General features: G+C 75.4%; 22 protein-coding genes. 10 read left to right on the top strand and 12 right to left on the bottom strand.

Translation table 11 applies throughout. From position 1 onward, the window contains the following. From GA0070620_RS04730 to GA0070620_RS04760, 7 genes are all read left to right on the top strand, one after another. Nucleotides 1–399: a 6-pyruvoyl trahydropterin synthase family protein gene (locus tag GA0070620_RS04730; protein WP_091588728.1), complete on the top strand. Its 399-nt coding sequence runs from the start codon at nt 1–3 to the stop codon at nt 397–399. A gap of 117 nt (nt 400–516) precedes the next feature. Then, nucleotides 517–1,542, top strand: a complete 1,026-nt coding sequence (locus tag GA0070620_RS04735; protein ID WP_231922389.1) for a glycosyltransferase family 4 protein — start codon at nt 517–519, stop codon at nt 1,540–1,542. A 94-nt stretch (nt 1,543–1,636) separates the two neighbouring features. Further along, nucleotides 1,637–2,455 (top strand): class I SAM-dependent methyltransferase, encoded by an 819-nt coding sequence (locus GA0070620_RS04740; protein ID WP_377521185.1) that lies wholly within the window; start codon nt 1,637–1,639, stop codon nt 2,453–2,455. Between the two features lie 67 nt (nt 2,456–2,522). Then, complete coding sequence (locus GA0070620_RS04745; protein ID WP_091588729.1) at nt 2,523–3,455, top strand: lysylphosphatidylglycerol synthase transmembrane domain-containing protein; 933 nt, start codon at nt 2,523–2,525, stop codon at nt 3,453–3,455. A 71-nt stretch (nt 3,456–3,526) separates the two neighbouring features. Continuing rightward, nucleotides 3,527–4,180 (top strand): GTP cyclohydrolase II, encoded by a 654-nt coding sequence (locus tag GA0070620_RS04750; RefSeq protein WP_091588730.1) that lies wholly within the window; start codon nt 3,527–3,529, stop codon nt 4,178–4,180. After that, nucleotides 4,177–4,875, top strand: coding sequence for a RibD family protein (locus GA0070620_RS04755; RefSeq protein ID WP_091588731.1), 699 nt, complete (start codon nt 4,177–4,179; stop codon nt 4,873–4,875). Before GA0070620_RS04750 ends, GA0070620_RS04755 begins: the two co-directional genes overlap by 4 nt. Before the next feature lie 99 nt (nt 4,876–4,974). Beyond that, nucleotides 4,975–5,592, top strand: a complete 618-nt coding sequence (locus tag GA0070620_RS04760) for a VOC family protein (RefSeq protein WP_091588732.1) — start codon at nt 4,975–4,977, stop codon at nt 5,590–5,592. An 18-nt stretch (nt 5,593–5,610) separates the two neighbouring features. On the opposite strand, the gene GA0070620_RS04765 is transcribed toward GA0070620_RS04760, so the two are convergent. Further along, nucleotides 5,611–6,705, bottom strand: coding sequence for an L-dopachrome tautomerase-related protein (locus GA0070620_RS04765; RefSeq protein ID WP_091588733.1), 1,095 nt, complete (start codon nt 6,703–6,705; stop codon nt 5,611–5,613). Between the two features lie 303 nt (nt 6,706–7,008). Here GA0070620_RS04765 and GA0070620_RS04770 point away from each other — a divergent pair, with 303 nt between their 5' ends. Then, nucleotides 7,009–8,247 (top strand): multidrug effflux MFS transporter, encoded by a 1,239-nt coding sequence (locus GA0070620_RS04770; protein WP_172836554.1) that lies wholly within the window; start codon nt 7,009–7,011, stop codon nt 8,245–8,247. A 66-nt stretch (nt 8,248–8,313) separates the two neighbouring features. Here GA0070620_RS04770 and GA0070620_RS04775 read toward each other — a convergent pair whose 3' ends face one another. Further along, nucleotides 8,314–9,693, bottom strand: coding sequence for a CBM96 family carbohydrate-binding protein (locus tag GA0070620_RS04775; protein WP_091588734.1), 1,380 nt, complete (start codon nt 9,691–9,693; stop codon nt 8,314–8,316). A gap of 244 nt (nt 9,694–9,937) precedes the next feature. Here GA0070620_RS04775 and GA0070620_RS04780 point away from each other — a divergent pair, with 244 nt between their 5' ends. Then, nucleotides 9,938–11,230 carry an MFS transporter gene (locus tag GA0070620_RS04780; protein ID WP_231922235.1) on the top strand — a complete coding sequence of 431 codons (1,293 nt, stop codon included), beginning with the start codon at nt 9,938–9,940 and terminating at the stop codon, nt 11,228–11,230. After that, nucleotides 11,230–12,204 carry a TolB family protein gene (locus tag GA0070620_RS04785; protein ID WP_091588736.1) on the top strand — a complete coding sequence of 325 codons (975 nt, stop codon included), beginning with the start codon at nt 11,230–11,232 and terminating at the stop codon, nt 12,202–12,204. Before GA0070620_RS04780 ends, GA0070620_RS04785 begins: the two co-directional genes overlap by 1 nt. A gap of 39 nt (nt 12,205–12,243) precedes the next feature. On the opposite strand, the gene GA0070620_RS04790 is transcribed toward GA0070620_RS04785, so the two are convergent. The 10 genes from GA0070620_RS04790 to GA0070620_RS04830 form a co-directional block, all read right to left on the bottom strand. Next, nucleotides 12,244–13,719, bottom strand: a complete 1,476-nt coding sequence (locus tag GA0070620_RS04790) for an aminotransferase class V-fold PLP-dependent enzyme (protein WP_091588737.1) — start codon at nt 13,717–13,719, stop codon at nt 12,244–12,246. Beyond that, the gene (locus GA0070620_RS33185) at nt 13,709–14,518 is read right to left on the bottom strand and encodes an ABC transporter permease (RefSeq protein ID WP_197677549.1); all 810 of its coding nucleotides are present in this window, start codon (nt 14,516–14,518) and stop codon (nt 13,709–13,711) included. The genes GA0070620_RS04790 and GA0070620_RS33185 overlap by 11 nt, the downstream gene beginning before the upstream one ends. Further along, nucleotides 14,443–15,390 (bottom strand): ABC transporter ATP-binding protein, encoded by a 948-nt coding sequence (locus GA0070620_RS33190; protein ID WP_197677550.1) that lies wholly within the window; start codon nt 15,388–15,390, stop codon nt 14,443–14,445. Before GA0070620_RS33190 ends, GA0070620_RS33185 begins: the two co-directional genes overlap by 76 nt. Nucleotides 15,391–15,609: 219 nt before the next feature. After that, nucleotides 15,610–15,840 carry a DUF2188 domain-containing protein gene (locus tag GA0070620_RS04800; protein ID WP_091588738.1) on the bottom strand — a complete coding sequence of 77 codons (231 nt, stop codon included), beginning with the start codon at nt 15,838–15,840 and terminating at the stop codon, nt 15,610–15,612. Between the two features lie 80 nt (nt 15,841–15,920). Further along, nucleotides 15,921–17,159, bottom strand: coding sequence for a D-alanyl-D-alanine carboxypeptidase family protein (locus tag GA0070620_RS04805; protein ID WP_091588739.1), 1,239 nt, complete (start codon nt 17,157–17,159; stop codon nt 15,921–15,923). Between the two features lie 394 nt (nt 17,160–17,553). Then, complete coding sequence (locus GA0070620_RS04810; protein ID WP_091588740.1) at nt 17,554–18,672, bottom strand: glycoside hydrolase family protein; 1,119 nt, start codon at nt 18,670–18,672, stop codon at nt 17,554–17,556. A 172-nt stretch (nt 18,673–18,844) separates the two neighbouring features. Beyond that, entirely contained in the window at nt 18,845–21,241 is a 2,397-nt protein-coding gene (locus GA0070620_RS04815) for a tetratricopeptide repeat protein (RefSeq protein WP_091588741.1), read from the bottom strand. Continuing rightward, nucleotides 21,238–23,007, bottom strand: a complete 1,770-nt coding sequence (locus GA0070620_RS04820) for an ABC transporter permease (RefSeq protein ID WP_091588742.1) — start codon at nt 23,005–23,007, stop codon at nt 21,238–21,240. Before GA0070620_RS04820 ends, GA0070620_RS04815 begins: the two co-directional genes overlap by 4 nt. Beyond that, nucleotides 23,004–24,266: an extracellular solute-binding protein gene (locus tag GA0070620_RS04825; RefSeq protein ID WP_091588743.1), complete on the bottom strand. Its 1,263-nt coding sequence runs from the start codon at nt 24,264–24,266 to the stop codon at nt 23,004–23,006. Before GA0070620_RS04825 ends, GA0070620_RS04820 begins: the two co-directional genes overlap by 4 nt. Then, nucleotides 24,263–24,889: an ATP-binding cassette domain-containing protein gene (locus tag GA0070620_RS04830; RefSeq protein WP_157741536.1), complete on the bottom strand. Its 627-nt coding sequence runs from the start codon at nt 24,887–24,889 to the stop codon at nt 24,263–24,265. The genes GA0070620_RS04825 and GA0070620_RS04830 overlap by 4 nt, the downstream gene beginning before the upstream one ends. Between the last annotated feature and the right edge of the window lie 59 nt (nt 24,890–24,948).

A 24,948-nucleotide genomic window follows, 5' to 3' on the forward strand; every position in this document is an offset into this window, starting at 1 on the left:
GTGTTCAGTGTCACCGTCCGCGATCACATGATGATCGCGCACAGCTTCCGCGGCGAGGTCTTCGGGCCCGCGCAGCGTCTGCACGGCGCCACGTTCGTCGTGGACGCGACGTTCCGCCGCGCCGAGCTGGACGCGGACGGGATCGTGGTCGACATCGGCCTGGCCACCGAGCAGCTGAAGGCCGTCCTCGGCGAGCTGACCTACCGCAACCTCGACGACGAGCCGGCGTTCGCCGGAGTGAACACGACGACCGAGGTGCTGGCCCGTACGGTGGCCGACCGGCTCGCCGAGGCGGTGCACGCCGGGCGGCTCGGCGAGGGCGCCCGCGGCCTGGCGGGCATCACCGTCACGCTGCACGAGTCGCACGTCGCGTGGGCCGGCTACGAGCGCGCGCTCTGACCGTGCGGGCGAGGAGTGAGCTTGCGAGCCCCGCAGTCCCGAACGAAAGACGGTCCCGTGCGGGCGAGGAGTGAGCTTGCGGGCCTCGCGGTGACCGTCGGCGAGCGTGCCGGTGACGTGCACGTGGTGCTGCCGAACGACATCGACGACCCGGGCACCCCGAGCGGCGGCAACCAGTACGACCGGCGGGTCTGCCACGGCCTGCGTGAGCGCGGGTGGCGGGTCCACGAACACGCCGTACCCGGTGACTGGCCGCGCCCGGACGCGACCGCGCTGGCGGCCCTGGCCGACGTGCTGGGGGCGCTGCCGGACGGTGCGGTGGTGCTGCTGGACGGGCTGTTGGCCTCGCCCGCGCCGGAGGTGCTGGAGCCGCAGGCGGACCGGCTGCGGCTGGTGGTGCTGGTGCATCTGCCACTGGCCGACCCGGCCGAGGCCCGGACGCTGGCCGCCGCGAGCGCGGTGGTGACCACCAGCGGCTGGACCCGTCGCCGGCTGCTCGACCGGTACCCCCTGGACGCCGGGCGGGTGCACGTGGCCGCGCCCGGCGTCGACCCGGCGCCCCTGGCGGCGGGCGTCGACGGTGGTACGTCGCTGCTGTGCGTCGCGGCGGTCACCCCGGCGAAGGGGCACGACGTGCTCGCCGAGGCGCTGGCCGGGATCGCCGGGCTGTCGTGGACGTGCGTCTGCGTCGGCGCGCTGACCCGGGATCCCGGCTTCGTCGCGGACCTGCGGGCGGCGTTGTCCGGCAGCGGCCTGTCCGACCGGGTACGCCTGGCCGGCCCGCTCACCGGCGCGCCGTTGGACGCCGCGTACGCCGCCGCCGACCTGCTGGTGCTCCCGTCCCGGGGCGAGACGTACGGCATGGTCGTCACCGAGGCGCTCGCCCGTGGCGTGCCGGTCCTCGGCACCGCCGCCGGTGGCCTGCCCGAGGCGCTGGGCCGGGCACCGGACGGTTCGCTGCCCGGGCTGCTGGTGCCGCCGGAGGATCCGGGCGCGCTGGCCGACGCCCTGCGTCGCTGGCTGGGCGACGCGGCGCTGCGGGAGGGTCTGCGCCGCGCGGCGCGGGCCCGCCGGGACACCCTCACCGGCTGGCCGGACACCGCCTCGCGGGTGGCGGCGGCCCTGAGCGCGGCCGTCGCGTGAGCGCGGTCAGGAACGAACCGTCCGGCGCCGTGCGCGCGAGCGGCGCGGCGGCCCGCCGGAGGGATCACGCCATCACGACCGAAGGGCTGGCACTTTGAGCATCGACGTCCTGCTGCCGTTCTCCACCTGGCTCGGCCTGCGGGAACCCGCCGACGCGGCGGCCCGCGCGGGCGCCCTGGTCGAGGCGGTCCGCCACCGGCTGCCGACGTCCCGGCCGATCGTGCTGCACGACCTGGGCAGCGGCACCGGGTCGATGCTGCGCTGGCTCGCCCCCCGCCTGCCCGGGCCGCAGCACTGGGTGCTCCACGACCGGGATCAGGAGTTGCTGGATCTCGCCACGGCGGGGTCGGTCAGCGCCGCCGACGGCGCGCCGGTCGGCGTGGCGACCCGGTGCGGCGACCTCACCCGGCTGACCGCCGCGGACCTGGCCGGCGCCGACCTGATCACGGCCTCGGCGCTGCTGGACATGTTCACCGCCGAGGAGGTCGAGCGGGTGGTCGCGGCGTGCGCCGGCGCCGGCCGCCCCACCCTGTTCATGATCTCGGTGACCGGTGAGGTGCGGCTCAGCCCGGCCGATCCGTTCGACGAGGTGATGGCCGCCGCGTTCAACGACCACCAGCGCCGCACCGTCGACGGCCGGGCCCTGCTGGGGCCGGACGCGGTCGAGGCGACGGTCGCCGCGTTCGCCCGCCACGGCGTCGCCGTCGAGGTGCGGTCCAGCCCGTGGCGGCTGGGCGCGGCGCAGGCCGACCTGAGCGCCGAGTGGTTCCGGGGGTGGGTCGCCGCGGCGTGCGAGCAGCGGCCGGAGCTGGCCGGCCCGGCGGGCGAGTACGCGCGCCGCCGGCTGGCGCAGGCGGCGGCCGGCCGCCTGCGCGTGGTGGTCGACCATCGGGACCTGCTCGCCGCCGGATGAACCCTTCGCGCCCGCCGCACGTGCCTACCGGTGAAAGATCGATCTTTCGACGGGAGGGCCGGCGCGGATGTTCTGGGCCTGGGCGCGGGCACTCGGCGGGGTCGGGTTGCTCGGTGCGCTGCTGTGGCAGGTGGGCGGCGGCCCGTTCCTCGACGGCCTCGCGCTGATCGACGGTCCGGCGCTGGCCGCGGCGCTCGCGATCGGCGTGCTCACCACGGTCTGCGGCGCGTGGCGGTGGAGTCTCGTCGCCGGCGGCCTCGGCGTGCGGCTGCCGCTGCGCACGGCCGTCGCGCACTGCTACCGGGCGGTGTTCCTCAACGCCACGTTGCCCGGCGGCGTGCTGGGTGACGTGCACCGGGCCGTCCGGCACGGCCGGGACGCCGGTGACGTCGGTCGGGGGGTCCGCGCGGTCGTCTGGGAGCGTACGGCCGGGCAGGTCGTCCAGGTCGTCCTGGCGCTCGTCCTCCTCGCGGCGTTCCCGTCGCCGGTGCGGCCCTACCTGCCGGCGGCGATCGCCGTCGTCGTGGCCGGCGGGCTCGCCGCCGTGCTGCTCGCCCGGGCGGTGCCCCGCGCCGGACGGTCCCGCTGGGCGCGGGCGCTGCGCGCCGCCGTGACCGACGTCCGCGCCGGCCTGCTGGCCCGGCGCACCTGGTTCGGCGTCCTGCTCGCCTCCGCGGTGATGGTGGCGGGCCACCTGGCCACGTTCCTCCTGGCGGCCCGGACCGCGGGCGCGACCGCCCCGCTGTCCCGGCTGCTGCCGCTGACCCTGCTTGCGCTGCTCGCGATGGGGCTGCCGCTGAACGTCGCCGGGTTCGGCCCGCGCGAGGGGGTCGCCGCGTGGGCCTTCGGGGCCGCCGGGCTGACCGCCGCCCAGGGGGTGGCGACCGCCACGGTGTACGGCGCGCTGGTGCTCGTCGCCAGCCTGCCGGGTGCCGCCGTGCTGCTCCGCCGGGGGACCAGGTCCGCTGCCGGCGGGCGGGAACCTGCTGACCGTGGTTGAGTGTTGACCAAGTGGTGAATCCGTTACACGTGTCCCGGCCACCCCGGGTCACGCAGGGACGAAGGAGACCCATGCCCGAAGCGCTGCCCGCCGCCACCGTCCGGACCGAGGTCACGGTGCCGCTGCGGTTCCCGGACGGCTACGCCACCACCGCCCGCCTGTTCACCTTCAAGGGGCTGGTCGACGGTCGCGAACACGTCGCGTTCGGGTTGGGCGACTGGGCGGGCGCGATCGACCGGTACGCGGCGGGCGGCCGGGCGCCGCTGGTCCGCCCACACAGCGAGTGCCTGACCGGGGACGTGTTCGGCAGCCAGCGCTGCGACTGCGGCCCCCAGCTGCGGGAGGCGGTCGAACGGATCGCGCAGGAGGGCGGTTTCCTGCTGTACCTGCGTCAGGAGGGGCGGGGCATCGGCCTGTACGCGAAGCTCGACGCGTACGCGTTGCAGGATGCCGGGCTGGACACCTACGAGGCGAACGTTGCGCTGGGCCACGGCGAGGACGAGCGCGACTACAGTGCCGCCGCGCAGATGCTGGCGACGCTCGGCGTCACCGGCATCGCCCTGCTCAGCAACAACCCGGAGAAGGCGGTGCAGCTGGACCGGCTGGGTGTGACGGTCACCGAGCGGGTGCTCACCGGCCTCTACCTCTCCCCGGCCAACGCGGACTACCTGGCGGCGAAGGCCAACCGGGCGTCCCGTGTCCCCGACCTGCCGGCCGTCCGATGACGACCCGCCCGGCGCGGCCGTACGTGCTGCTGAGCTGCGCCACCTCCATCGACGGCTACATCGACGACACCACCGAGCAGCGGCTGCTGCTCTCCAACGACGACGACCTGGACCGGATCGACGCCGTCCGGGCCAGCTGCGACGCGATCATGGTGGGTGCCGAGACCGTACGCCGGGACGACCCCCGGCTGCTGGTCCGGTCGGCGCGCCGCCGCGAGGCCCGGGTGGCCGCCGGCCTGCCCGCCTCGCCGACCAAGGTCACGGTGACGGCGCGGGGCGACCTCGACCCGGCCTCCCGCTTCTTCACCGCCGGTGAGGCGCGACGCGTCGTGTACTGCGCGAGCGACGCGCTGGAGAAGACCCGCGAGCGGGTCGGCGCGCTGGCCGACGTCCGCGACGCCGGTGAGCCGGTGGACCTCGCCGAGGTGCTGGCCGACCTGGCCGCCCAGGGGGTGCGCCGGCTGATGGTGGAGGGCGGCGGGACGGTGCACGCGCAGTTCCTGGCCGCCGGGCTGGCCGACGAGCTGCACCTGGTGGTGGCGCCCTTCTTCGTCGGTGACTGCCGGGCGCCGCGCTTCGTGGGCGACGGCCGCTACCCGTGGCACCCGGGCCGCCGGGCGACCGTGGCGGAGGTACGCCAGATCGGCGACGTGGTGTTGATGCGCTACGCCCTCTCCGACCGCTGCGCCTCCTGACCGGTCGCCCGCTCGGTGGGTGATGTCGGGAACCCGCCGTCCCCACGGTCGGTCCGCAGTAGCTTGCTGGTGACCGGGTGACTCAGCTGGGAGGCCGCTATGCCGGGGAGCAACGATCCGAGCGGGACGAGCATCCGGGACGTCGACATGAAGCTGGAGGTGGTCGTCGTCCCGGTCACCGACGTCGACCGGGCCAAGGAGTTCTACGGTCGCCTCGGCTGGCGGCTCGACCAGACGCCGCCCGGCATCGTCCAGTTCACGCCGCAGGGCTCCGGGTGCTCCGTCCAGTTCGGCCCGGACCTGACTCCCGGCGCGCCCGGTTCCGCCAAGAACTACCTGGTCGTGACCGACGTCGAGGCGGCCCGTGCCGCGCTGGTCGCCGCCGGCGTCGAGGTCGGCGCCGTCTACCACCCCAGCCCGGACGGGCCGGTCGACGGGCCGGATCCCGAACGCCGCAGCTACTTCTCGCGCGCCTCGTTCCAGGACCCGGACGGCAACATCTGGCTCCTCCAGGAGATCACGACCCGGCTTCCCGGCCGGATCGACCCGGGGATCACATCGTTCACCTCCGCGAACGACCTCACCGCCGCCCTCAAGCGCGCCGCGGACGCCCACGGCGAGCACGAGAAGCGCACCGGCAAGGCCGACCCGGACTGGCCCGACTGGTACGCGGCGTACATGGTGGCCGAGCAGACCGGCGCGGACCTGCCGACCTGACGGCGTGCCCGGGCCGGTCTACCGCAGCAGCACCGGCCCGGCGTCGATCGGTGTCCGGAACAGGGCGTACGGGCGGCGCCGCAGGTCCCGCCCGCCCTGGTACATCGGCTGCCGGTGCACCTGGTTGGCGGTGACGTAGAGGTGCCGGTCGGCCGCCACCACCAGCGTGTCCGGCCAGAGCAGGCGCGGGTCGTGCAGCAGCGTCTCGAACCGCCCGTCCGGCAGCCGCCGGAACACGGCGTTGTGCTCGTACGCGGTCAGGTAGAGCCGGCCGACGTCGTCGCTCTCCAGCCCGTCGGAGCCGGTGCCCTTGTCGCCCTCGTCGACGACCGTGTCGGCGACCTCCTCCTCGGGCAGCGAGGCGTCGACCAACGCGTCGGTGGGGACGCTGTGCCAGCGCCGCCCGATCAGCGGGGCGTAGTACAGCCGGGAGCCGTCGGCGCTGACCGCGAGGCCGTCGGCCCCGACGGTCAGCGCTCGCGGCCGTCCGCCCGCCGGCCGGTTCAGCAGCGGCCGCCCCTCCACCACCGGCCGGTACGCGTGCAGCGGCTCGGCGGCCGTGGAGGGGTGGTCGTGCAGGCGGCGCCAGGACCGTCCGCTGGCCAGGTCGACCACGACGATGCCGTTGGGTCCGGCGACGGCGGAGTCGGTCAGGTACGCGATGCCGGCGCGCCCGCGGCGCAGGTCGAATCGGACGTCGTTGAGGTAGCTGGTGGGCGGCACCACCGTCGGGGGGAACGTGATCACCTGCGCGACGGTGTCGGTGTCCAGGTCGACCCGGACCAGCTTCGGTCCGCCGGGCCGGGTGGGTCGGAACAGCGGGCTGCCGGTGTCCACGACCCAGAGCCGGTCGAGCGGGTCGACCACCATGTTCTGCACCGACACGAACGCCTGCTCGTCGTCGTCCCGGGCGGGGGAGTTCCACCGCCGGTCGGGGAACGGCACCTCCCGGTCGTCGCGCAGCTCGACCAGCGCGGCCGGCGGCTCGTCACCCCACTGGGGGAAGTTGACGAAGATCCGTCCGGTGTGCGAGACGGCGACGCCGGTCGGCATCGCCCCGGTGAACGTCCGCACCAGTTCGAGCTCACCGACCGGCTCGGCGCCGACGACCATGACGTACCCCCTGCTGGCCGGGCGGCGACGGAGGTCGGCGCGGTTCCGCGGCCGTGGTCGGTCGGGCCGCTCGGCCCGTGGACCCGCACGTCTTCCCGCCGGCCGCCGGTCGAAACCGGTAGACCCAACGCGCCGTGTGAGCTGGCTTACCCTTCCTCCCGCCGGGAATGCGTCCGGCCGGCGCGGGTTGCAGCCAGGTGTGATCACTGCATCGACCCCAGCCGGGGCCCCCGTGTGCCAGCCGGAGACGACCCCGTGACCGCCACCGCCGAGACGACGGAGCCGGCCGCCACGTCGGCGCCGATGCCGGGTGATCTCCTGTCCGCCCGTCAGCGGCTACGCCTCGTGCTGGTGCTCGGCTCGCTGATCGCGATCGGGCCGCTCACCATCGACATGTACCTGCCATCGTTGCCGGCCATCACCACCGACCTGCACACCACCTCGGCGGCCGTCCAGCTGACCCTCACCGGCACCCTCGCCGGGCTCGCCATCGGCCAGTTGCTGATCGGCCCGTTGTCCGACGCGGTGGGCCGGCGCCGGCCGCTGCTCGCCGGCATGGCGCTGCACATCGTCGCGTCGTTGCTCTGCGTCGTCGCGCCCACCATCGGCGTCGTGGGCGCCCTGCGGGTCCTCCAGGGCCTGGGGGTCGCGGCCGCCTCCGTCGTCGCGACGGCGGTGGTCCGTGACCTGTTCGACGGCGCCGCCTTCGCCAAGCTGTTCTCCCGACTGATGCTCGTCATGGGCGTGGCACCGATCCTCGCGCCGACCCTCGGCAGCCTGCTGCTGCGCTGGTCGGCCTGGCGGGGCGTCTTCGTGGCGCTCGCCGTGCTGGGCCTGGCCCTGCTGGTCGTGGCGGCGCTCGGCCTGCGCGAGACCCTGCCGCCCGAGCGCCGCCGCCACGGCGGTGTAGCCGAGACGCTGCGGGTCTACGGCGGGTTGCTGCGCGACCGCACGTTCGTCGGGCTCATCCTGGTCGCCGGGTTGGCGATGGCCGCGCTGTTCGCGTACGTGGCCGGGTCGTCGTTCGTCTTCCAGGAGCAGTACGGGCTCGACGAGCAGCAGTTCGGCCTGGTGTTCGGTGCGGGCGCGGTCGGCCTCATCACCGCCACCCAGCTGAACGTCCGCCTGCTGCGGCGCTACCCGCCTCAGCGGATCCTCGTCAGCGCGCTCCTCGCCGGCACCGTCGCCGGGGCCGCCCTGCTCACCTTCGCCGCCACCGGCGCCGGTGGCCTCGCGAGCGTCCTGGCGTCCCTGTGGCTCGTGCTCGCCGCGTGCGGGCTGGCCCTGCCGAACGCGCCGGCGCTGGCGCTGTCCCGGCACGGCGAGGCGGCCGGTACCGCCGCGGCGCTGCTCGGCGCGGTGCAGTTCGCGGTCGGGGCGCTGGCCGCGCCGCTGGTCGGCGTGCTCGGCACCGGCAGCACCGGCATGGCCGTGGTGGTGGCCGGCGGCATGGCGGCGGCGACCCTGGTGCTGTTCGTGGTGGTGCGGCCGAGTCGCCTGCCCGAGCTGGAGGGCGCAACGGTGGCGGTCGCCGTCCACTGACCGACACGACGGCGCCGGCGGGGTGCGCGATCCGCTCCCCACCGGCGCCGCCCCGGTCCGCACCGGTCAGTGGCAGGAACCGGTGCCGCTGTCGGAGTAGGTCTGCCCGGCCACCGGCACGAACTGCCAGTCGTAGCTGCCGGAGTGCAGCGTGAACTTCAGGACCCCGTACGCGGAGCTGTTGCGGGCCTCGCTGTTGGGCTGGATGGTGCCGAAGCTGTAGTGGCTGGCACCGCCCATGCCGGCGACGAAGCTGCGCAGGCCCCGGCCGGAGTCGGCGCCGCCGTTCGGGTTCATCGGCGCGAACCGCTCGTAGACGTGGTTGTGACCCCACACCACGACGTCGGCGTTGTAGTCGTAGAGCGCCTGGTAGAGCGGGCGCGTCGAGGTCGACGGCGCGTGGTTGGAGCTCGACGTGAACAGCGGGTGGTGCCAGTACGCCAGCGTGCACGGCTTGGTGCTGGCCGCGAGGTCGGAACGCAGCCACTGCTCCTGGGCCGACCCGGCGGACATGCTGATGTTCGAGTTCAGCGACACGATGTGCCAGTTGCCGAGGTCGTAGGAGTAGTACCCTCGGCCGCTCGGGCCGGCCTGCGAACCGAAGTAGGCGTAGTACGGGGCCGCGCCCGACGTGTTGTAGTCGTGGTTGCCCGGCGACGGGCGGGTGCGCGCCTTGTGCCGGCCCCAGGTCGGCTCGTAGTAGCTGGTGAACTCGGCCGCGGTGCCGTTGTCGTACACGTTGTCGCCGGTGGTGAAGACCGTGCCGGCGATGCCGTCGAGCAGCGCCGCCGTGGCGGTGTCGCCCGAGCCGGAGTTGGCGATGTCGCCGACGCCGACGAGCACCGGGTCGCCGGACGGCGGCGGCGTCGTGGTGCCGGTCGTCACGACCAACTGCGGCGCGTCGGCGCCGCTCTCCCGCGAGTCGTAGTAGGCGCCGTCGCTGTCGCCGGACGTGGCGCCGAAGCTGAACGTCCCGTTGCCGGTGACCCGCGAGGTGACGTCGACCTCGTACCAGCCGTTGGCGCTGATCGCGCCGATCGAGCCGAGCGTGGCGCCGTCGATGCTCGGCTGGTTGTTCCAGGTCGTGCCCGTCTCCGACCAGGTCGTGTTGGACATGGCCCTGACCGTGCCGCCGGTGCCGCTGCCGCTGTTGCCGCTGATCGCCCGCAGCCGCAGCTTCGCGCTGGTCACGGTGCCGCTGACCCCGCTCACGCTGAAGCGCAGGAACAGCCGCCGCACCGGCGAGTTGTCGACCACGATCTGCGTGGACGTGCCGTAGTTGGTGGACGCGGCGTCGCTCTGGACGTAGGTGTCGGCGGCCGGCGTGAACGTGAGCGTCGCCGCCGACGCCGAGGTCGCGCCGGTCACGACGAACGCGGCGGTGGCGGCGAGCAGCACCGCGACCGTCCCGATCGTCACCGGCGGACGGGTGAGTCGAATGCCCATTCAGGAACCCTTTCCCGGGCGTGTGGATATAGAGCGAACGGAATGTAGGAGGGGTGGTGGGACGACGGGGAACGGCGCGGTGAACAACTCATCCGGACAGGCAAACACCTCGATGTTCGGGAGGGGTTCACCGGGCGTACGCCCCGACGGCACGCGCGGTGCGTTGTCCGCCGTCCCGATGGGACGGACGATGGCTGACCGTTGCGCCACCGAGCGCGGGCCCCACCGACCGGAGAGGACACCGGTGTACCTGTCGACCGTCACCCGGCCGGAGACCGAGCCGGTCGCTCCCGATCCCGGTCGGCGCCGGCGTCGTGTCGCCCTGGTCAGCGGCAACGTCGTCGCGCTCGGTACGGTCAGCCTGATCACCGACATCTCGGCCGAGATGGTCACCGCGGTGCTGCCGCTCTACCTGGTGTTCGGCCTCCAACTGAGCCCACTGGCCTTCGGCGTCGTCGACGGCGTCTACACCGGCGCGACCGCCCTGCTGCGCGTCGTCGGCGGCTTCGTCGCGGACCGGTTCCGCCGCCGCAAGCTCGTCGCCGGTCTCGGCTACGCGCTGTCCGCAGTGGCCAAGCTCGGTCTGCTGCTCGCCGGCCGGTCGGTGCCCGCGATCGGCGCGGTGATCGCCGTCGACCGCCTCGGCAAGGGCATCCGCAGCGCGCCCCGCGACGCGCTCATCACCCTGTCGACGCCGTCCGAGTCGCTGGGCCGGGCGTTCGGCGTGCACCGCATGATGGACAGCGTCGGGGCGTTCCTCGGGCCGCTGGTGGCGGTCGGGGTCCTGCTGGCCGTCGGCGAGTCGTACGACGCGGTGTTCGTGACCAGCTTCTGCGTCGCGGCGCTGGCGGTGGTCGTGCTCGTGCTGTTCGTGCGCGAGCAGCAACCCGCGACGCCGACGGCCACCGCCGGCCCGGCCGCCGACACCGCCGTGTCCGTGCGCGAGGTGTGGGGTCTGCTGCGTGAGCGGCCGGCCCGCCGGCTCGTCCTCGCCGCCGGCCTGCTCGGGCTGGCCACGATCGGTGACGGATTCGTCTACCTGCTGCTGCAACGCCGCGAGGACCTGAGCCTGCTGTGGTTCCCGCTGCTCGCGGTGGGGACCAGCCTGGCCTACCTGCTGCTCGCCACCCCGATCGGGATCGTCGCCGACCGGATCGGGCGGCTGCCGGTGGTGGTCGGTGGCTACGCCGCGCTCGGCGTCACCTACCTGCTGCTGGCCGGGCCGGTCGGCGGGTGGCCGCTGCTCGTGCTCGCGCTCGCCCTGTACGGCCTCTTCTACGCGGCCACCGACGGGGTGCTCGTCGCCCTCGCCGGCCCGGTCCTGCCGGTGCGGCTGCGCACCACGGGCATCGCGCTCGTCCAGACCGCGCAGGCGCTGGCGTACCTCGTGTCGTCGGTCCTGTTCGGGCTCGCCTGGCAGGCGTGGGGCCCCCAGACGGCGATCCGCGTCGCCGCCGCGACCGTCGCCGGGATCCTGCTCGTCACGATGCTCCTGCTGGCCCGCGGCCGGCGTCCCGCCTCCCGGAAGGTCCCCTGATGCCCGCGATGTCGACCCGGATCAAGCTCGGGGTGGCCACCGCCGCCGCGGTGGCGCTGGGCGCCGTGGCGGTCGGCTACGCCGTCGCCGCCGCCCCGGCGGCGGCGCCCGAGGCCGCCGCCGGCACGGTCACCCTGACGCCGGGCCCGCGCCTGCTCACCATCACCGACCGGCACGTGTCGTCGGTGGCCGCGGCCGACCCGTCCGGGACGCGTACCGTCTCGTCGGTGGAGTGCCTGCGGGTGTACGCCGCGGCCGGCACCGGCGTCTGCCTGGGGCCGAAGACCCCCTGGCAGTACCAGCTCGTGGTGCTCGACAGCGCGCTGCGCCCCACGCGTACGGTCGAGATCCCCGGGCTGCCCAACCGGGCGCGGGTCTCCGCGTCGGGCCGCATGGTGTCGTGGACGACGTTCGTCGGCGGCGACTCCTACACCGCCAGCGGCTTCTCCACCCGCACCGGGATCGTCGACACCCGCGACGGCAGCACGGTGATGTCGCTGGAGGAGTTCGCGGTGCGACGCGACGGCCGCCCCTACCGCAGCGCCGACGTCAACTTCTGGGGCGTCACGTTCACCGCCGACGACAACGTCTTCTACGCGACGATGTCCACCGCCGGCAAGCGCTACCTGGTGCGGGGCGACCTCTCCGCCCGGAGAGTCGAGACGCTGAAGGAGAACGTCGAGTGCCCGTCCCTGTCACCGGACGGCACGCGCCTCGCCTTCAAGGAGGCCGTCGACGCCGACCCGGCGAAGGGCTGGCGCCTGTCGGTCCTCGACCTGGCGAGCCTGCGGGTCACCGCGACGGCGGAGACCGCGAGCGTCGACGACCAGGCGGCGTGGCTCGACGGCGCGACGTTGGCGTACACGCTGCGCCAGGAGGACGGTCGACCCGACGTGTGGTCGGTGCCGGCGGACGGGTCCGGCCAGCCGGAACTGCTGGTGCCCGGCGCCGAGTCCCCGTCGCCCCTGACCTGACGCGCGGGCCGACGCCGGCCCCCGGGGTTGCCCGCCCGGTCAGCAGCGTTGCCGGGGCGCCAGCCGCGTGCCGGCCGGCCCCGCCCGATCCAGGTAGGTCGACTCGGCGAAGGCCAGGAAGCGTTCGGCGTCCGCCGCGGTCGACGCCAGGCCGAAGGAGACGCGCACCGCGCCGCCGCTCGGCACACCCAGCGCGGACAGGTACTGGTCGATCGTCTCGACGTGGGCGAGCGGCGTGCGGCGCAGGGTGTGCCGCGTGATGCCGAACGCCCCCTCGCCCGCGCCCGGGTTGCAGAAGCAGCCCGTCCGCAGGGAGAACCCGGCGGCCGACGAGTCGATCGCGACGAGGCGTTCGTCGACGAGCGAACCGTCGGGCCGGCGGAAGTTGAAGGCCACCGTGCCACCGCGGCCATCGGCTGTCGGCGGCCCGTAGACCTCGACGAGCAGCTGCCCGGTGCGGTGTCGCAGCGCGGTCAGCCGCTCCAACAGCCAGCCGGTCAGCAGGCCGACGCGGGCGTGCACCAGGTCCACGCCGATCCCGTCGAGCCAGCGCACCCCGAACTCCACGTCCGGGATGCTCAGGAAGTTGAGCGTGCCGTCCTCGAACCCCGACTCGTCGTCCAGCGCCCGGTGCCAGTCACCCTGCACACTGACCGCGCGGATCGTGCCACCGGCGAACCAGGGCCGCCGCAGGCGCGCCAACGCGTCCCGCCGGGCCACCAACGCGCCGACCCCGGTGGGGTAGCCGAACAGCTTGTACCAGCTCAGGCAGACGAAGTCGGGGTGGACGACGCTGAGGTCCAGCCGGTTCGTCGGCACGTACGCGGCGGCGTCCAGCAGCACGTCGTAGCCGTGGCGCTGGGCCAGCTCCACCCAGCTCAGCGGGTGCTGCACACCGCTGAAGTTGCTCTGCGCCGGATACGCGAACAACCCCCGCGGGCCCGATCCGCGCCACCGTCGCGCCCGACCGGCCAGCCCGGCCGGACCGGTGAGCGCGGCGACCACGTCGGCCTCGGCCACCCGCAGGTGCGGGTCGGTCAGCGGGACGTACCGCACCGGTGCGCCCGCCGCGCGCGCGTACTCGCGGATGCCGTTGACGGAGTTGTGGTTGTCGCCGGTCAGCACCAGTGGCCGGGCCCGGCCGAACGCGTACGCCTCACCGACCAGCCGGCAGGCCCCGCTCGCGTTGGGCGTGAAGACGACCGCGTACTCGGCCGGGTCGGCGCGGAAGAAGTCCAGCACCGCCCGGCGGGCCGACTCGACCAGGGAACCGGCCGCCACCGAGGTGGGGTTCTCCGAGTGCGGGTTGCTGAACAGCCCGGAGAGCAGCCGGTCGTGGTGGGCGACGATCTGCGAGCGCGCGGCCACCCCGGCGCCGGCGTAGTCGAGGTAGACGTGCCCGTCCCGGTCGAGGTGGCGGTACTCGGTGGCGCGCAGGTCGTCGATGCGGGCCGTGGCCGCGTACGTCGGGTGGGCCGCCAGCGCCGCCGGGCCCGGGGTGGCCTCAGGCCGCATGACGGGACGCCTTGCGCGCCAGCACCGCCCACGCCCCGGCGAGGAAGAGCAGCGCGAACCCGCCGAGGACCAGCCAGTCGACCCAGACCGGGCGGGCGAAGGTGTCGCCATAGCTCGCCAGCAGCGGGGGACCGAGCGGCGAGGCCCCGTCGCGCCACAGCTGGGCGACTCCGGCGGTGTGGCCCAGCCCCTCGAACGCCCACCGGTTCGACATGGCGTAGCTCAACCAGCGCCCGCCCGCCGCCATCTCCGGCACCGGCAGGATCGCCCCGACGAACAGGACCTGCGGGAAGCAGAGCATCGGCAGCGTGAGCGTCGCCTGGGCGGCGTCGTCGACGGCCGCCGAGCAGAGCAGGCCGAGGGCGAGCGCGGCGGCCGAGGAGAGCAGCAGGGTCGCGTACAGCGCCGCGAAGTCGCCGCCACCGACCGGTGGCAGCCGGTCGGTGCCGCGCAGCACGCCGAGCAGCGCCACGTCCACCGCGGCGAGCAGCGGGAGCAGCACCGCCACCTTCGCCAGCAGGTACGGCCCGAACCGCACGCCGGCCAGCCGCTCCCGGCGCAGGATCGGCACCTCGGTGCAGATCTGGAGCAGGCCGTACGTCAGCCCGAAGAAGAAGCCGCCGAACGCGATCCAGAAGAGGATCATCACGGTGACGGCGGGTCGCGGGTCGGCAGGGTCGAACGCGCCGGGGCGGAACAGCAGCGCGAACATGCCGAGCACCATCAGCGGCGAGCCGAGCAGGATCGCCAGGGTGAGCCGGTTGCGGGCGACGACCTCGGCGTTGCGGGCGGTGAGCACCGTCCACTGTCGCAGCGGGCCGGGTGGCCGAGGGCCGGCCGGTCGGGCGCCGCCACCGCGCGACGGCGGGACCGGGTCCCGCCGTCCCGGGCGGTGAACCGGTCGGGCCAGGTCGCCGGGTCCTCCTCCGCGTCGAGCCGCAGGTAGACCTCGGCGAGGGTGCGCACGCCGAAGAAGTCCCGGGCGGCGGCCGGTGCGCCGACGAAGGCCAGCCGGCCGTCCCGGGTCAGGACGACCACCCGGTCGCACCGGTCGACGTCGGTGATCTGGTGCGTGGTGAGGACGACCGTCGCTCCGCCGTCGGCGAGGGAGCGCAGCGCCCGCAGCAGGTCCACGGCGATCGCCGGGTCCAGCCCGGACGTCGGCTCGTCGAGGAAGAGGACGCCCGGCCGGGTCAGCAGCTCCACCGCGATGCTGGCCCGCTTGCGTTCCCCACCGCTGAGCCGCACGACCGGCACGCCGTGGCGTTCGGTCAGGCCCAGCTCGCCGAGCACCTCGTCGACGCGTCGGGCCACCTCCACCGGCGGGGTCGCCGAGGGCAGGCGCAGCCGGGCCGCGTGGCGCAGGGTCCGCCGCAGGGGCAGTTCACGGTGGATGATGTCGTCCTGCGGCACGAAACCGACCACGCCGGCCGGGGCGACGCCGTCGTGGGACACGGTGCCCGCCGCCGGACCCCGTACGCCGGCGAGGGTCTCCAACAGGGTGGTCTTGCCCGCACCGCTGGCGCCGATGACCGCGACCAGCTCACCGGGCTCGACGGTCAGCGAGATGTCGTCCAGGATCCGGCGACCGTCGGGGGCCGCCTGGCCGAGGCCGACGGCCGTGACCCGCACGCCGGGCCGGGGTGGTGACACGAGCCGCTCGGTCGTCATGGGGGTGGCCAATCCGCTCGGTGGATCGTCGGTCGATCCGTGCCGTCGAATATGGCATCCACGCCACCCGATCCGCTGTCCTGATGACGACGATCATCGGGGGCGCGGAGTCCGGGCGCCGACCGAACGGGTCGGCGCCCGGGTCTCCGTCCGGTCGGTGCCGCGGCCCGGCCCGACCACGCGGCGCGCGGACGCGCGCCGGCATGGGGAGAGCGCGGCTCAGCCCTTGATCTCGCGGGGGTCACGGCTGCGCGGGTACGTGTTCCGCTCGCCGATCCGGCCGTCCTCGTTCTTGATCACGTGCTCGGCGTCGCGGTCCCGGGCCATCTCCCGACCCGCGCTCTCCGCCTCCGCCTTGGTGTCGTGCGTGCTGCTGGCCCGCTCGTTGCCCTCGGGACGGTTCTTCCACTGGCCGTCCTGGTGGTACGTGTCGATGTCACCCTTGACCATGACCTGGCCTCCCTGTTGGTGTGGTCAGGTCTGCATATCTGCCCTGGTGACTTCCCCATAAACCTCGCACACCGCCGCCGTCACGTCGTTGTCGTGTCGCGCGTGGTGCTCTCCAGGGCCGGCGGTTGCGCCGCCGGCCGGCGACTCCGGCGCCACCAGGGGGTGGCGAGGAGCAGCGCCGCGAGGACCAGGGCGGCGGCGAGTCCGAGCCACGTCGGCGCCGACAGCGGCGAGGAGTGGCCCGTCCCCTCGGGGTGCTCGCCCTTGACCGGCACCACCGGCCGGTCGTGCTTCTTCTTCTCCTCCGGCGCCACCAGTTTGCCCACCGCCGCGTGCCGGGGCAGCGCGAACCCCCAGTCGAGCAGCGCGCTCGCCTCACCCAGGCTGCCCAGCGGCGCGGTCTCCGCGCCGAGCAGGGTCACCACGAGCCGTCGACCGTCGCGTTCGGCCACCCCGACGTACGTCTGTCGGGCCAGGTCCGTGAAGCCCGTCTTGCCGCCGAGCGTGCCGGGGTAGCGCCCGAGCAGCGTCGTGTCGTGCGTGATCGAGAACCCGGGCGTGCCGGGGCGGGCCGGGATCTGCGCCACCGGTGCCGCCACGTACCGCCGGAAGTCCTCCCGAGCGAACGTGGCCCGCGCGATCAGCGCCAGGTCGTAGGCGCTGGTGTACTGACCCGGACCGTCCAGACCCGACGGTGTCGCCGCGTGGGTCTGGTGGGCGCGGAGCCGGCGCGCCTCGTCGTTCATCGCGTCGACCCCGCCCTGCCGGCCGCCGCTGCCGCCGCCGACGCGGGCGAGCACGTTCGCGGCGTCGTTGCCGGACCGGAGCAGGAGCCCCAGCCAGAGGCTCTCGACCGAGTACCGGCCGCCCGGGACGACTCCCATCAGCGAGCTGGCCGGGTCGAGGTCCCGCAGGTCGCCGCGGGTCACCTCGACCACCTGGCTCGGGTCGAGGCGGGGCATCAGGGCCGCCGCCAGCAGCAGCTTCTGCACACTGGCCGGCGTCCGGTGCGCGTGCGGCGCGCATCCACCCAGGACCTCACCGCTGGTGAGGTCGGCGACCAGCCACGACGTGGCGGTCACCGCCGGCGCCGCCGGGACGCCGGGCGGCGCGGCGAGCCCCGCCGTGGCCATGGCCGGCCCACCGACCGCGGCCTGGGCGGGATTGACCGCCGGCGGTGAGGGTACGGCCGGCGGCGGCACCGGCGGCTTCACCGTCGGACAACGGACGTACGGCGCGGCAGCCGCCGGCGCGACCGCCGTCGCGGCCGACGCCAGCACGGCGCTGAGCGTGACGGCGGTAACACGGAAGATGGTCACGTCAACGTACGGTAATCGTCGTCGGGGTGCGGCCGGCGCGATTGGGAAAAGCGTTACCGGCAACGGATTCCGGAGCCCGGCGAGCAGGCGCGGCAGCGCCTTCGACGGACAAAGCAGACGTGCATCGCATTGCCGTCGGCGACTGCCGACAGTGGTCGCCCGGAGCGGAAAGTCGCGGCCGCAATGGGGTCTTTCGGGCCGACCCCGTACCGCTACGACGGGTCCCCGCGCACAAGGACCGGTCGCACGGCGGCCGGGGTGAAGGTCGCCGACCGTGCCGTCTGGGTGTGGACGGTCGCGCCGGCCCTGGTCGGACGGGCTGTCCGGCGGTGCCCGGCGCGGTCGGACTCGACCGGTCCCGTCCCCGATGTCCGATGCCGTCGGGTCGCCGCGCTCAGCGGGCCGCCTGGAAGGCGCGGCCCACGGCGGTCGCCTCGGTGCCGGAGCGGAAGAGCCCGGTCGGGTCCTTGTCGGTGGCGGGCAGGCCGAACCACGCGTACCGGTGCAGCCACGGCAAGCCGCCCAGCATCCGGGTCGCCGCGGTGAGGAACGCCGCCTGCTGCTGCTGCGTCGGGAACCGTACGCCGTTGGAGAAGTCGATCAGGGCGAACTCGGTCAGCCAGACGGGCAGGCGGTAGCGGTCGTGGACCGCCTGGAGGTACGACTTCAGCTGGTTGACGGCGTTGGCGGTGGTGAAGTCGCCCCCGTACCAGTGCAGGGCGATGAAGTCGACCCGGTACCCGCGCTGCCGGGCGCCCGTCATGAAGCGGTCGAGCCACTCGCCCGGCCGGTCCCCGCCCCACGCCACCGCCGGGCTGCCCAGCGTCAGGCCGGTCGCCTCCAACCGCGGCCACAGCTCCAGCGCCTGCTCCACGCTCATGTCGGCCTGCCCGCCCATGTCCGGCTCGTTGAAGCCGAGCAGGTAGCGACCGTTCTTGCGGGCCTGGTCGAGGTTGCCGGCGGTGACGCTCCCGGCCCCCCAGATCATCGGGACGAACTCGGCGTCCTTCGGGCTGGTGACGCCCGGGTGCCCCACGTTCCACGTGTAGTACCAACTCGCCTTCGAGCTGGCCAGGGCCTGGCTGACACCGTCGAAGGTCCAGACGCCGACGCCTTTGCGCTTCGACGTCACCGCGGTCACCGGTGGCGCCGAACGGGCCGTAGACCCCCGCGGCGAGGGCTTCACCGAAGGGCTCGCCGTCGGGACCGCCGTCGAGGCGGGCGCGGTGGCCGAGGGTGTGGTGGACTCCGGCGACGCGGACGGCGGCGCCTCGGCGAGCGGCGTCGACGCCGGCGCGGGCGCCGGGTCGGACGGCCGGACCCCGACGACCGCCGCCCCCGCGAGGAGGACGACCGCGACGCCGGCCGCGAGCGGCACCACCACCCGGTACGCCCGCCGCCGCGGTGCGGCGTGGACGCCGCGGGTGTGCCGGACGCCCACCCCCGCGGGCACGCCGTCAGGGGCCGCCAGCTCCGGGCCGGTGTCGGGTCCACCGTGTCCGGTTCCGCGCATCGTCTCCACTCCTCACCTGTCCGGGCACTGTTCGGCGCCGGCGGTCACCCCACCAGCGCCTCCCTTCGGGAGACCGGTGGCAGATGTCGAGATTACGGTTTTCCCACCGCATGGGTGGATCCGCGCGACCCGTCCCGGCTCCCGGCTGCGCTGGTGGGTCTGACCTCGGCCGTCAGGCCCGCAGGGCCGGCTCGTCGTCGGCCGCCGGCTCGTCGGGGGTCAGGCGCGCGTCGGCCGCGGCCTGCCCCTCGGCGTCGCCCACCTCCTCGCAGACGCCCGCGGCGTCCACCCAGTGCCGGTGCGCCTCGTCCGGGTCGCCCAGCGCCGCCGCGGCGTCACCCAGGTAGAGCAGGGTGCGGCCGAGGCCGGCCGTCGCCCGGGTACCCTCGCGCAGCCGGCAGCTCTCGGCGAGCATCTCGTACGCCTGCCGAGCCTGGCCCGGGCTGGTCCGGAGCAGCGTGGCACCGGCGTTGAGCAGGGCGGCGGCCCGACTGGTCGGGTCGGTCACCGCGTCGTACTCGCGCAGCGCCGCCCGCCACGCCTGGGCCGCGTCCAGGTGCTCGCCGAGCCCGGCGTGCACGAGCACCAGGTTGGTCAACGCGGCGGCGTAGCCGCGCGCGTCGCCGAGCGCGCGGAACGTGTTCGCCGCCCGGACCAGGTGGTGGTGAGCGGCGTCCAGCTCGCCCCGGGCCAGGCGGGCGGCACCCAACCCCAGGTCGGTGAGCGCGTGGCCCGCGCGGTCCGCCCCCGAGCGGTGCCGTCGGGACAGCTCCAGGTGCTCCACGGCGTCGTCGAGCTGCCCCAGGTCGAGCAGGGCGAGGCCGAGGTTCATGCGCGCCTGGGCGGTGCCGCGGCGGCCCCGCTCGGCCACCGCCAGGGTCAGTGCGGCGGCGGCGCCCTGCGGGTCGTGCCGGCGGCGGCGCAGCACCCCCAGCTCGTTGTGCGCCCAGCCGGCGATCTCCGGCCGGTCGTCGGCGGTCGGGGTCGCGAGCACCGTACGACACACCTGCTCCCACTCCGGCAGCCGCTCGGCGTGCGCCAGCCAGCCGCACAGCGCCACCGCCAGGCGGAACCACCACCGGCGTACGCGTCGGGGCAGGGTCTCCGCCGCGCCCGCCGGCACCCGCACCACCGCCAGCAGCAGCTCCTGGTGCAGGTCGAACCAGCCGTACGGGTCGTCGTCCAGTGGCAGCGACCACTCCCGATCCGGGGGTGCGCCCAGCGCGGCGAGGTTGGTGGCGTGCCGTTCGGCCCGCCGGGCCAGGTGCCGGGTGAGCCGCGCCTGGGCCGCGACCCGGGCCCGGGCCGGTTCCGCGTCCCGCAGGTGCAGCCGCGCCAACCCGGCGAGCAGCGGCCGGATCTCGTAGCGGTCACCGGGTGCGCCCACCACGAACGCCCCGGCGGCCAGCTCGTCGAGCAGCGCGGCGACCTGCTCCGGCCGGCGCCGGGCCAGCGCGGCGATCGCAGGCCGGTCCACCGGGGCGGGGCTCAGTGACATCAGCCGGTAGAGCCGGCGCGCCTGCCCCGACAGTGCCCGGTAGGCGGTGTCCCGCTCGGTGACCAGCCGTGCGGCGGGGGAGACCGTGATCCGCTGGTGCGGGGGTGTCTGCACGGCCCGGCGCAGCGCGTCCAGCACGTCGGCGTGCCGCCAACCGTGCTGGGCGGTGCGGTAGCCCAACGCGCGCACCGTACGCGGCTGCCGCCCGCACAGGTCCACGATGGACCGCACGGCCGGGTCGGTACGCGGGTCCACCCGTCGGGTGCGCGCGGCCGGGGCGGCCTGACCCGCGGCGGCGAACAGCTCGACCGCCTCGGCCGGGCCGGGCTCGGCGATCCAGTGCGCCACCACGCCTTCCAGGCCGGCCAGCGCGGGGCCACCGGCGAACAACAGCCGGCAGTCACGGGCGGTCGGTGGGAGCAGCGCCCGGACCTGCTCCGGACGGTCCACGTTGTCCAGCACCAGCAGCATCCGCCGCCCGTCGAGGTGGCGGCGCAGCGCGTCGGCCGCCTCGGCCAGCGCGTCCGCCCGGCCGGACGTCGGCGCGGCGGTGCCCAGGATCCGGGCCAGCGCGGTGAGCACCTGCCGGGCCGACCGCGGCCGCCCACCGCGACGCAGGTCGAGGTAGAACTGGCCGTCGGGGTAGCTCTCCCGGCACAGGTTGGCCGCCTGCACGGCGCACGCCGACGTGCCCACCGCCCGTCGGCCCAGCACCGCCACGGCGTGCTCCCGGCGGAGCAACGCCATGATCGACTCCACGTGTTCGCCCCGGCCGGTGAAGCCGGCCGGGTACGGCAGCGTCGGCGCGCCGGTCGGCGTCTCCGCGACGATCTCCGTCGGCTCGGTGCCGACCCGCGGTCCGCCCCGGCGGCGGTAGACCTCCCACACCACCCCGCCGACCGCTCCGGTGACCAGCAGCACGATGCTCGCCGGCCCGAGCAGGCTGTCGGCCAGCTCGGACAGCAGGTTGCTGGCGATGTTGGCGAGCACCCCGCTCACCAGCGTGCCGACCGCCACCAGCACCGGCCAGCGGGGTGGGCGACCGCCGCCGGCGCCGGTGGGCCCGGTCACCGCACACCGCCGGAGACGAGCCCCGCCACCAGGTGCCGGCGGGCGAGGACGACCAGCAGCACGGGCAGCACCGAGGCGATCACCGAGCCGGCGGCCAGCGCGCCGCTGTTCGCGACGAAACCGCGGGTCTGTCCGGCGAGGAAGAGCCCCAGCGGCGCCGCGTCCGGGCCGCTGAACAGCAGGCCGACGACCAGGTCGTTCCACACCTGCACGAACTCCAGCACGGACACGGCGACGATCGCCGGCCGGTTGTGCCGGGCGAGCCGGCGCAGCGTGCCCCACCAGTGCCGCCCGCCGAGCCGCGCGCCGCGGACCTGCTCGGCCGGCAGGTCGGCGAACGCGTTGCGCAGGACGAGCACCGCGAACGGCACGCCCAGCGCCACGTGGACCAGGGCCAGCCCGCGGGCGGTGCCGGAGGAGAGGGCCACGCCCAACACCTCGTTGACCGGGCCGGCGATCGCCTGCACGGGCACGATGGTGGCGGCCATCAGCAGCAGGCCGGTGACCTGGGCGGTGGGGCCGGTCAGCCACGCCAGGGGGTACGCGGCGAGCAGCGCGACGCCCAGCACGGCCGCGGTCACCACGGTGGCCAGCAGCAGCGTGAAGCTCAGGGCGCGCCAGAGTTCCGCCCCGGTGACCACCTCCCGGTAGGAGTCGAGGCTGGGCGGGGTCGACCACCAGCCCTCCGCCGCCGCGTCCACGGGCCCGTGCAGCGACGTCGCCACCAGCACGCCGAGCGGCACCAGCCAGGCCACCGCGGCGGCGGCCGCGAGCAGCCGGAACAGCCGAGGCGGCGCGGCGGCCGCGGGGTCGGGCTCGGGCGGGTCGGCGGGGCGCGGCGGCGGCCACGCCTGCCGCACGAACAGCGCCGCGACCAGCATCCCGGCGACCACCGCCAGCAGCCACACCACGCCGAGTGCGGCCCCCTCGCCGGTGGTGGTGCCGCCGGAGGTCTGCCACACCCGCAGGGCCAGCACCGCCGCCTCGTCCCGGACCGAGCCGGGCGCCATCACCAGGATCAGGTCGAACGTCCGACTGGTGCCGAGCGCCACCAACGCGAAGACGACCGCGCCGGTGCGCAGCAGCAGCGGCCGCCACTGCGCGTCCCAGAGCACGTGCCGCCGGCCGCCGCCGTAGGCCCGCACGGCGTCGGCGAGGCTCGGCGGCACCCGGTCCAGCGCGGCCCGGAACACGAGCAGGGCGAGCCCCACCCAGGCCCACACGAACGCCGACATCAGTGCGACGGTGACCAGGCCCGGGCCGAGCAGCTGGGGCGCCTCCCCGGAGGACCGGCCGGTCAGCGCGGCGGCCACCAGCGTGGCCAGCCCCCGCGACGGGTCCGGGTCGTACATCAGCCGGAACGTGACCCCGGTGACCACCAGGGGCAGCGCGATCGGCGCCACCAGGATCAGCCGGACCAGCCCGCCCTCCTGGGAACGGCGGGACGCCACGGCGAGCAGGTAGCCCAGCCCGGTCACCACGGCCGGCACCAGCAGCGCCCAGAGCAGCGTGCGTCCCACCACCGCGCCGGTGCCGGGCGCGGCCAGCGCCGTGCGGAAGTGGGCGGCCCCCACCCACCGGCCGTCGGTGGTCACGCTGGCGTGCATCATCCGCAGCACCGGCCAGAGCACCAGCCCGCCGAGCAGCAACGCCGCCGGCAGCAGTAGCGCCGACGTGGCGCCCGCCGCCGGGTAGGCGCGCCCACGCCGCGGCGGACCGACGTCGTCGAGCACGGCCAACTCGCCGAGCACCGGTGCCCGGCTCATCGGCCACCGCCCGCGCGTCGGGCCGCCGCCGCCAGTTGCCCGGTGGCCCGGCGCACCGCCTCGGTGGCCCGCACCCCTGCGGTGACGTCCGCGAAGAAGTCCTGCATGATCCGCCAGATGCCGACCCCGTCGGACCCGGTGAACGGGCCCGGCAGCCGGTCGGACAGGTCGAACCGCAGGGTCTCGGCGGTGCGCAGCTCGCCGGCCAGCCGGCGGCGCATCGGGTCGGCGTAGCCCTCCGGCGGCACGGTCAGGTTGGGCGACAGGTAGCCGCCGGCGCGCAGCCACGGCCGGAACGCGGCCGGGTCGGTGAGCCAGCCCGCGAGGTCCGCCCCGACCGCGGTGAGGGCCACCGCGGCGTCGCCCCCCACGATGAGCGGCCCCCCGCCCGGGCGGGTGCCGGGGAAACGGAACGTCGACGGCGGCGACCCCCGCCGGAACCGGCGCACCACGTCGTCGACGAAGTCGCCCTCGAAGACCAGCACCGCCCGCCGGGAGTGGACCACCTGGATCACCGACTCCTCGTACTGGGTGAGCAGGGCTCGGCGGGCGCCACCCGGGAACGCGCCGTCGACGCTCCAGATCTCGGCGAGCCGGTCGAGCGCGTCACGCACCGGAGGACCCTGCCAGTCGGCGTCCGGGCCGGCGAGGCCGTCGTAGCCGTCGGGCGAGAGGTCGGCCAGCACGTTCTCGAACCAGTCGGTCAGCACCCAGCCGTCGGCCGCGCCGATCGCCAGCGGCGCGGGGCCCTCGCCGCGCCGGGCCCGGGCGGCGAGGCGGCGGGTGAGCGCCACGAGCTCGTCCCAGCTGCCGGGCGGCTGCGGCAGGACCGACGGCAGGTGCCAGAACAGCGACTTGTGCGCGGCCTTCACCCAGACCCCGTGGCGCTGCCCGTCGTCGGTGAGCAGGCCGCCCAGGTCGCCGGGCACGGCGTAGCCGGGCGCCGGGGCGAGCGGGCGCAGCCAGCCGCGCCGCGCGTACTCGGTGACCAGGCCGGGCCGGGGCAGGATCGCCACGTCGGGGCTCGTGCCGGCCAGGTGCCGCGCGCGCAGGAACGCGTCGATGTCGTTGCCGGCGCTGATCACGTGCACCGGCGCGCCGTAGCCGGCCACCACCTGGCGGAACCGCGCCAGCTCGCCGCCGCTCCACACCACGGCCACCTGGACCGCGCGCCGCTCGCCACCGCAGCCGGCCGCGACGGTCGCCGTGCCGGCGGCGACGGCCCGCAGCAACGTACGCCGGCGCACCGCGACGCTCATCGCGCCGCCGCCTCGGTGACCAGCGTGGCCCGGGTGGGGATCTCCGCCAGGGTCGCCGGGTCGGCGGTGCACACGAGCACGGCGACGCCCGGGGCGTCCGGCGGGGACAGTCGGGGGACGAGGTCGCCCAACCGCCCGCCGGCGGCCATCCCGGTCGGCAGGTCGACCACCAGCACCTCGGGCAGGCACGCGGCGGCCCGGGCGAGGGCGACCCGGAACCGCTGGGCGTCGGAGAGCAGGTGGGGGAGGAGCGCGAGCGTCGGCGCCAACTCCAGCCGGTCGATCACCGTGGCCGCCCAGTCGTCGGCCATCTCGCGCACCCGCTCGCGCTTGCGCTGGCCGTAGGAGATGTTGCGCCGCACGGTGAGCTGCGGCAGCAGCGCGCCGCCGGCCGGGACGTAGCCGATCTGGCGGCGCGGTGGCGGCAGGTCGGTGACGTCCCGGTCGCCGACCACGATCCGCCCGGCGACCGGCGCGGCGAGCCCGGCCAGCACCCGGGCGACCGCGGTGCCCACCCGGGGCGGCGCCACCAGGGCGGCCGTCCGGCCGGCCGGGACGTCCAGGGTCACCGGACCGGTGCCGGGCACCGCGACCAGTGCGCGCAGCCGTAGCGTGACCCTCACCTCCGGTGACCTCGTCGACCCCGTCCCAGGGTGGCACATCATGCCGACAGTCGATGTCC

The sequence above is a fragment of the Micromonospora krabiensis genome (assembly GCF_900091425.1).
GTDB classification, from domain to species: Bacteria; Actinomycetota; Actinomycetes; order Mycobacteriales; family Micromonosporaceae; genus Micromonospora; species Micromonospora krabiensis.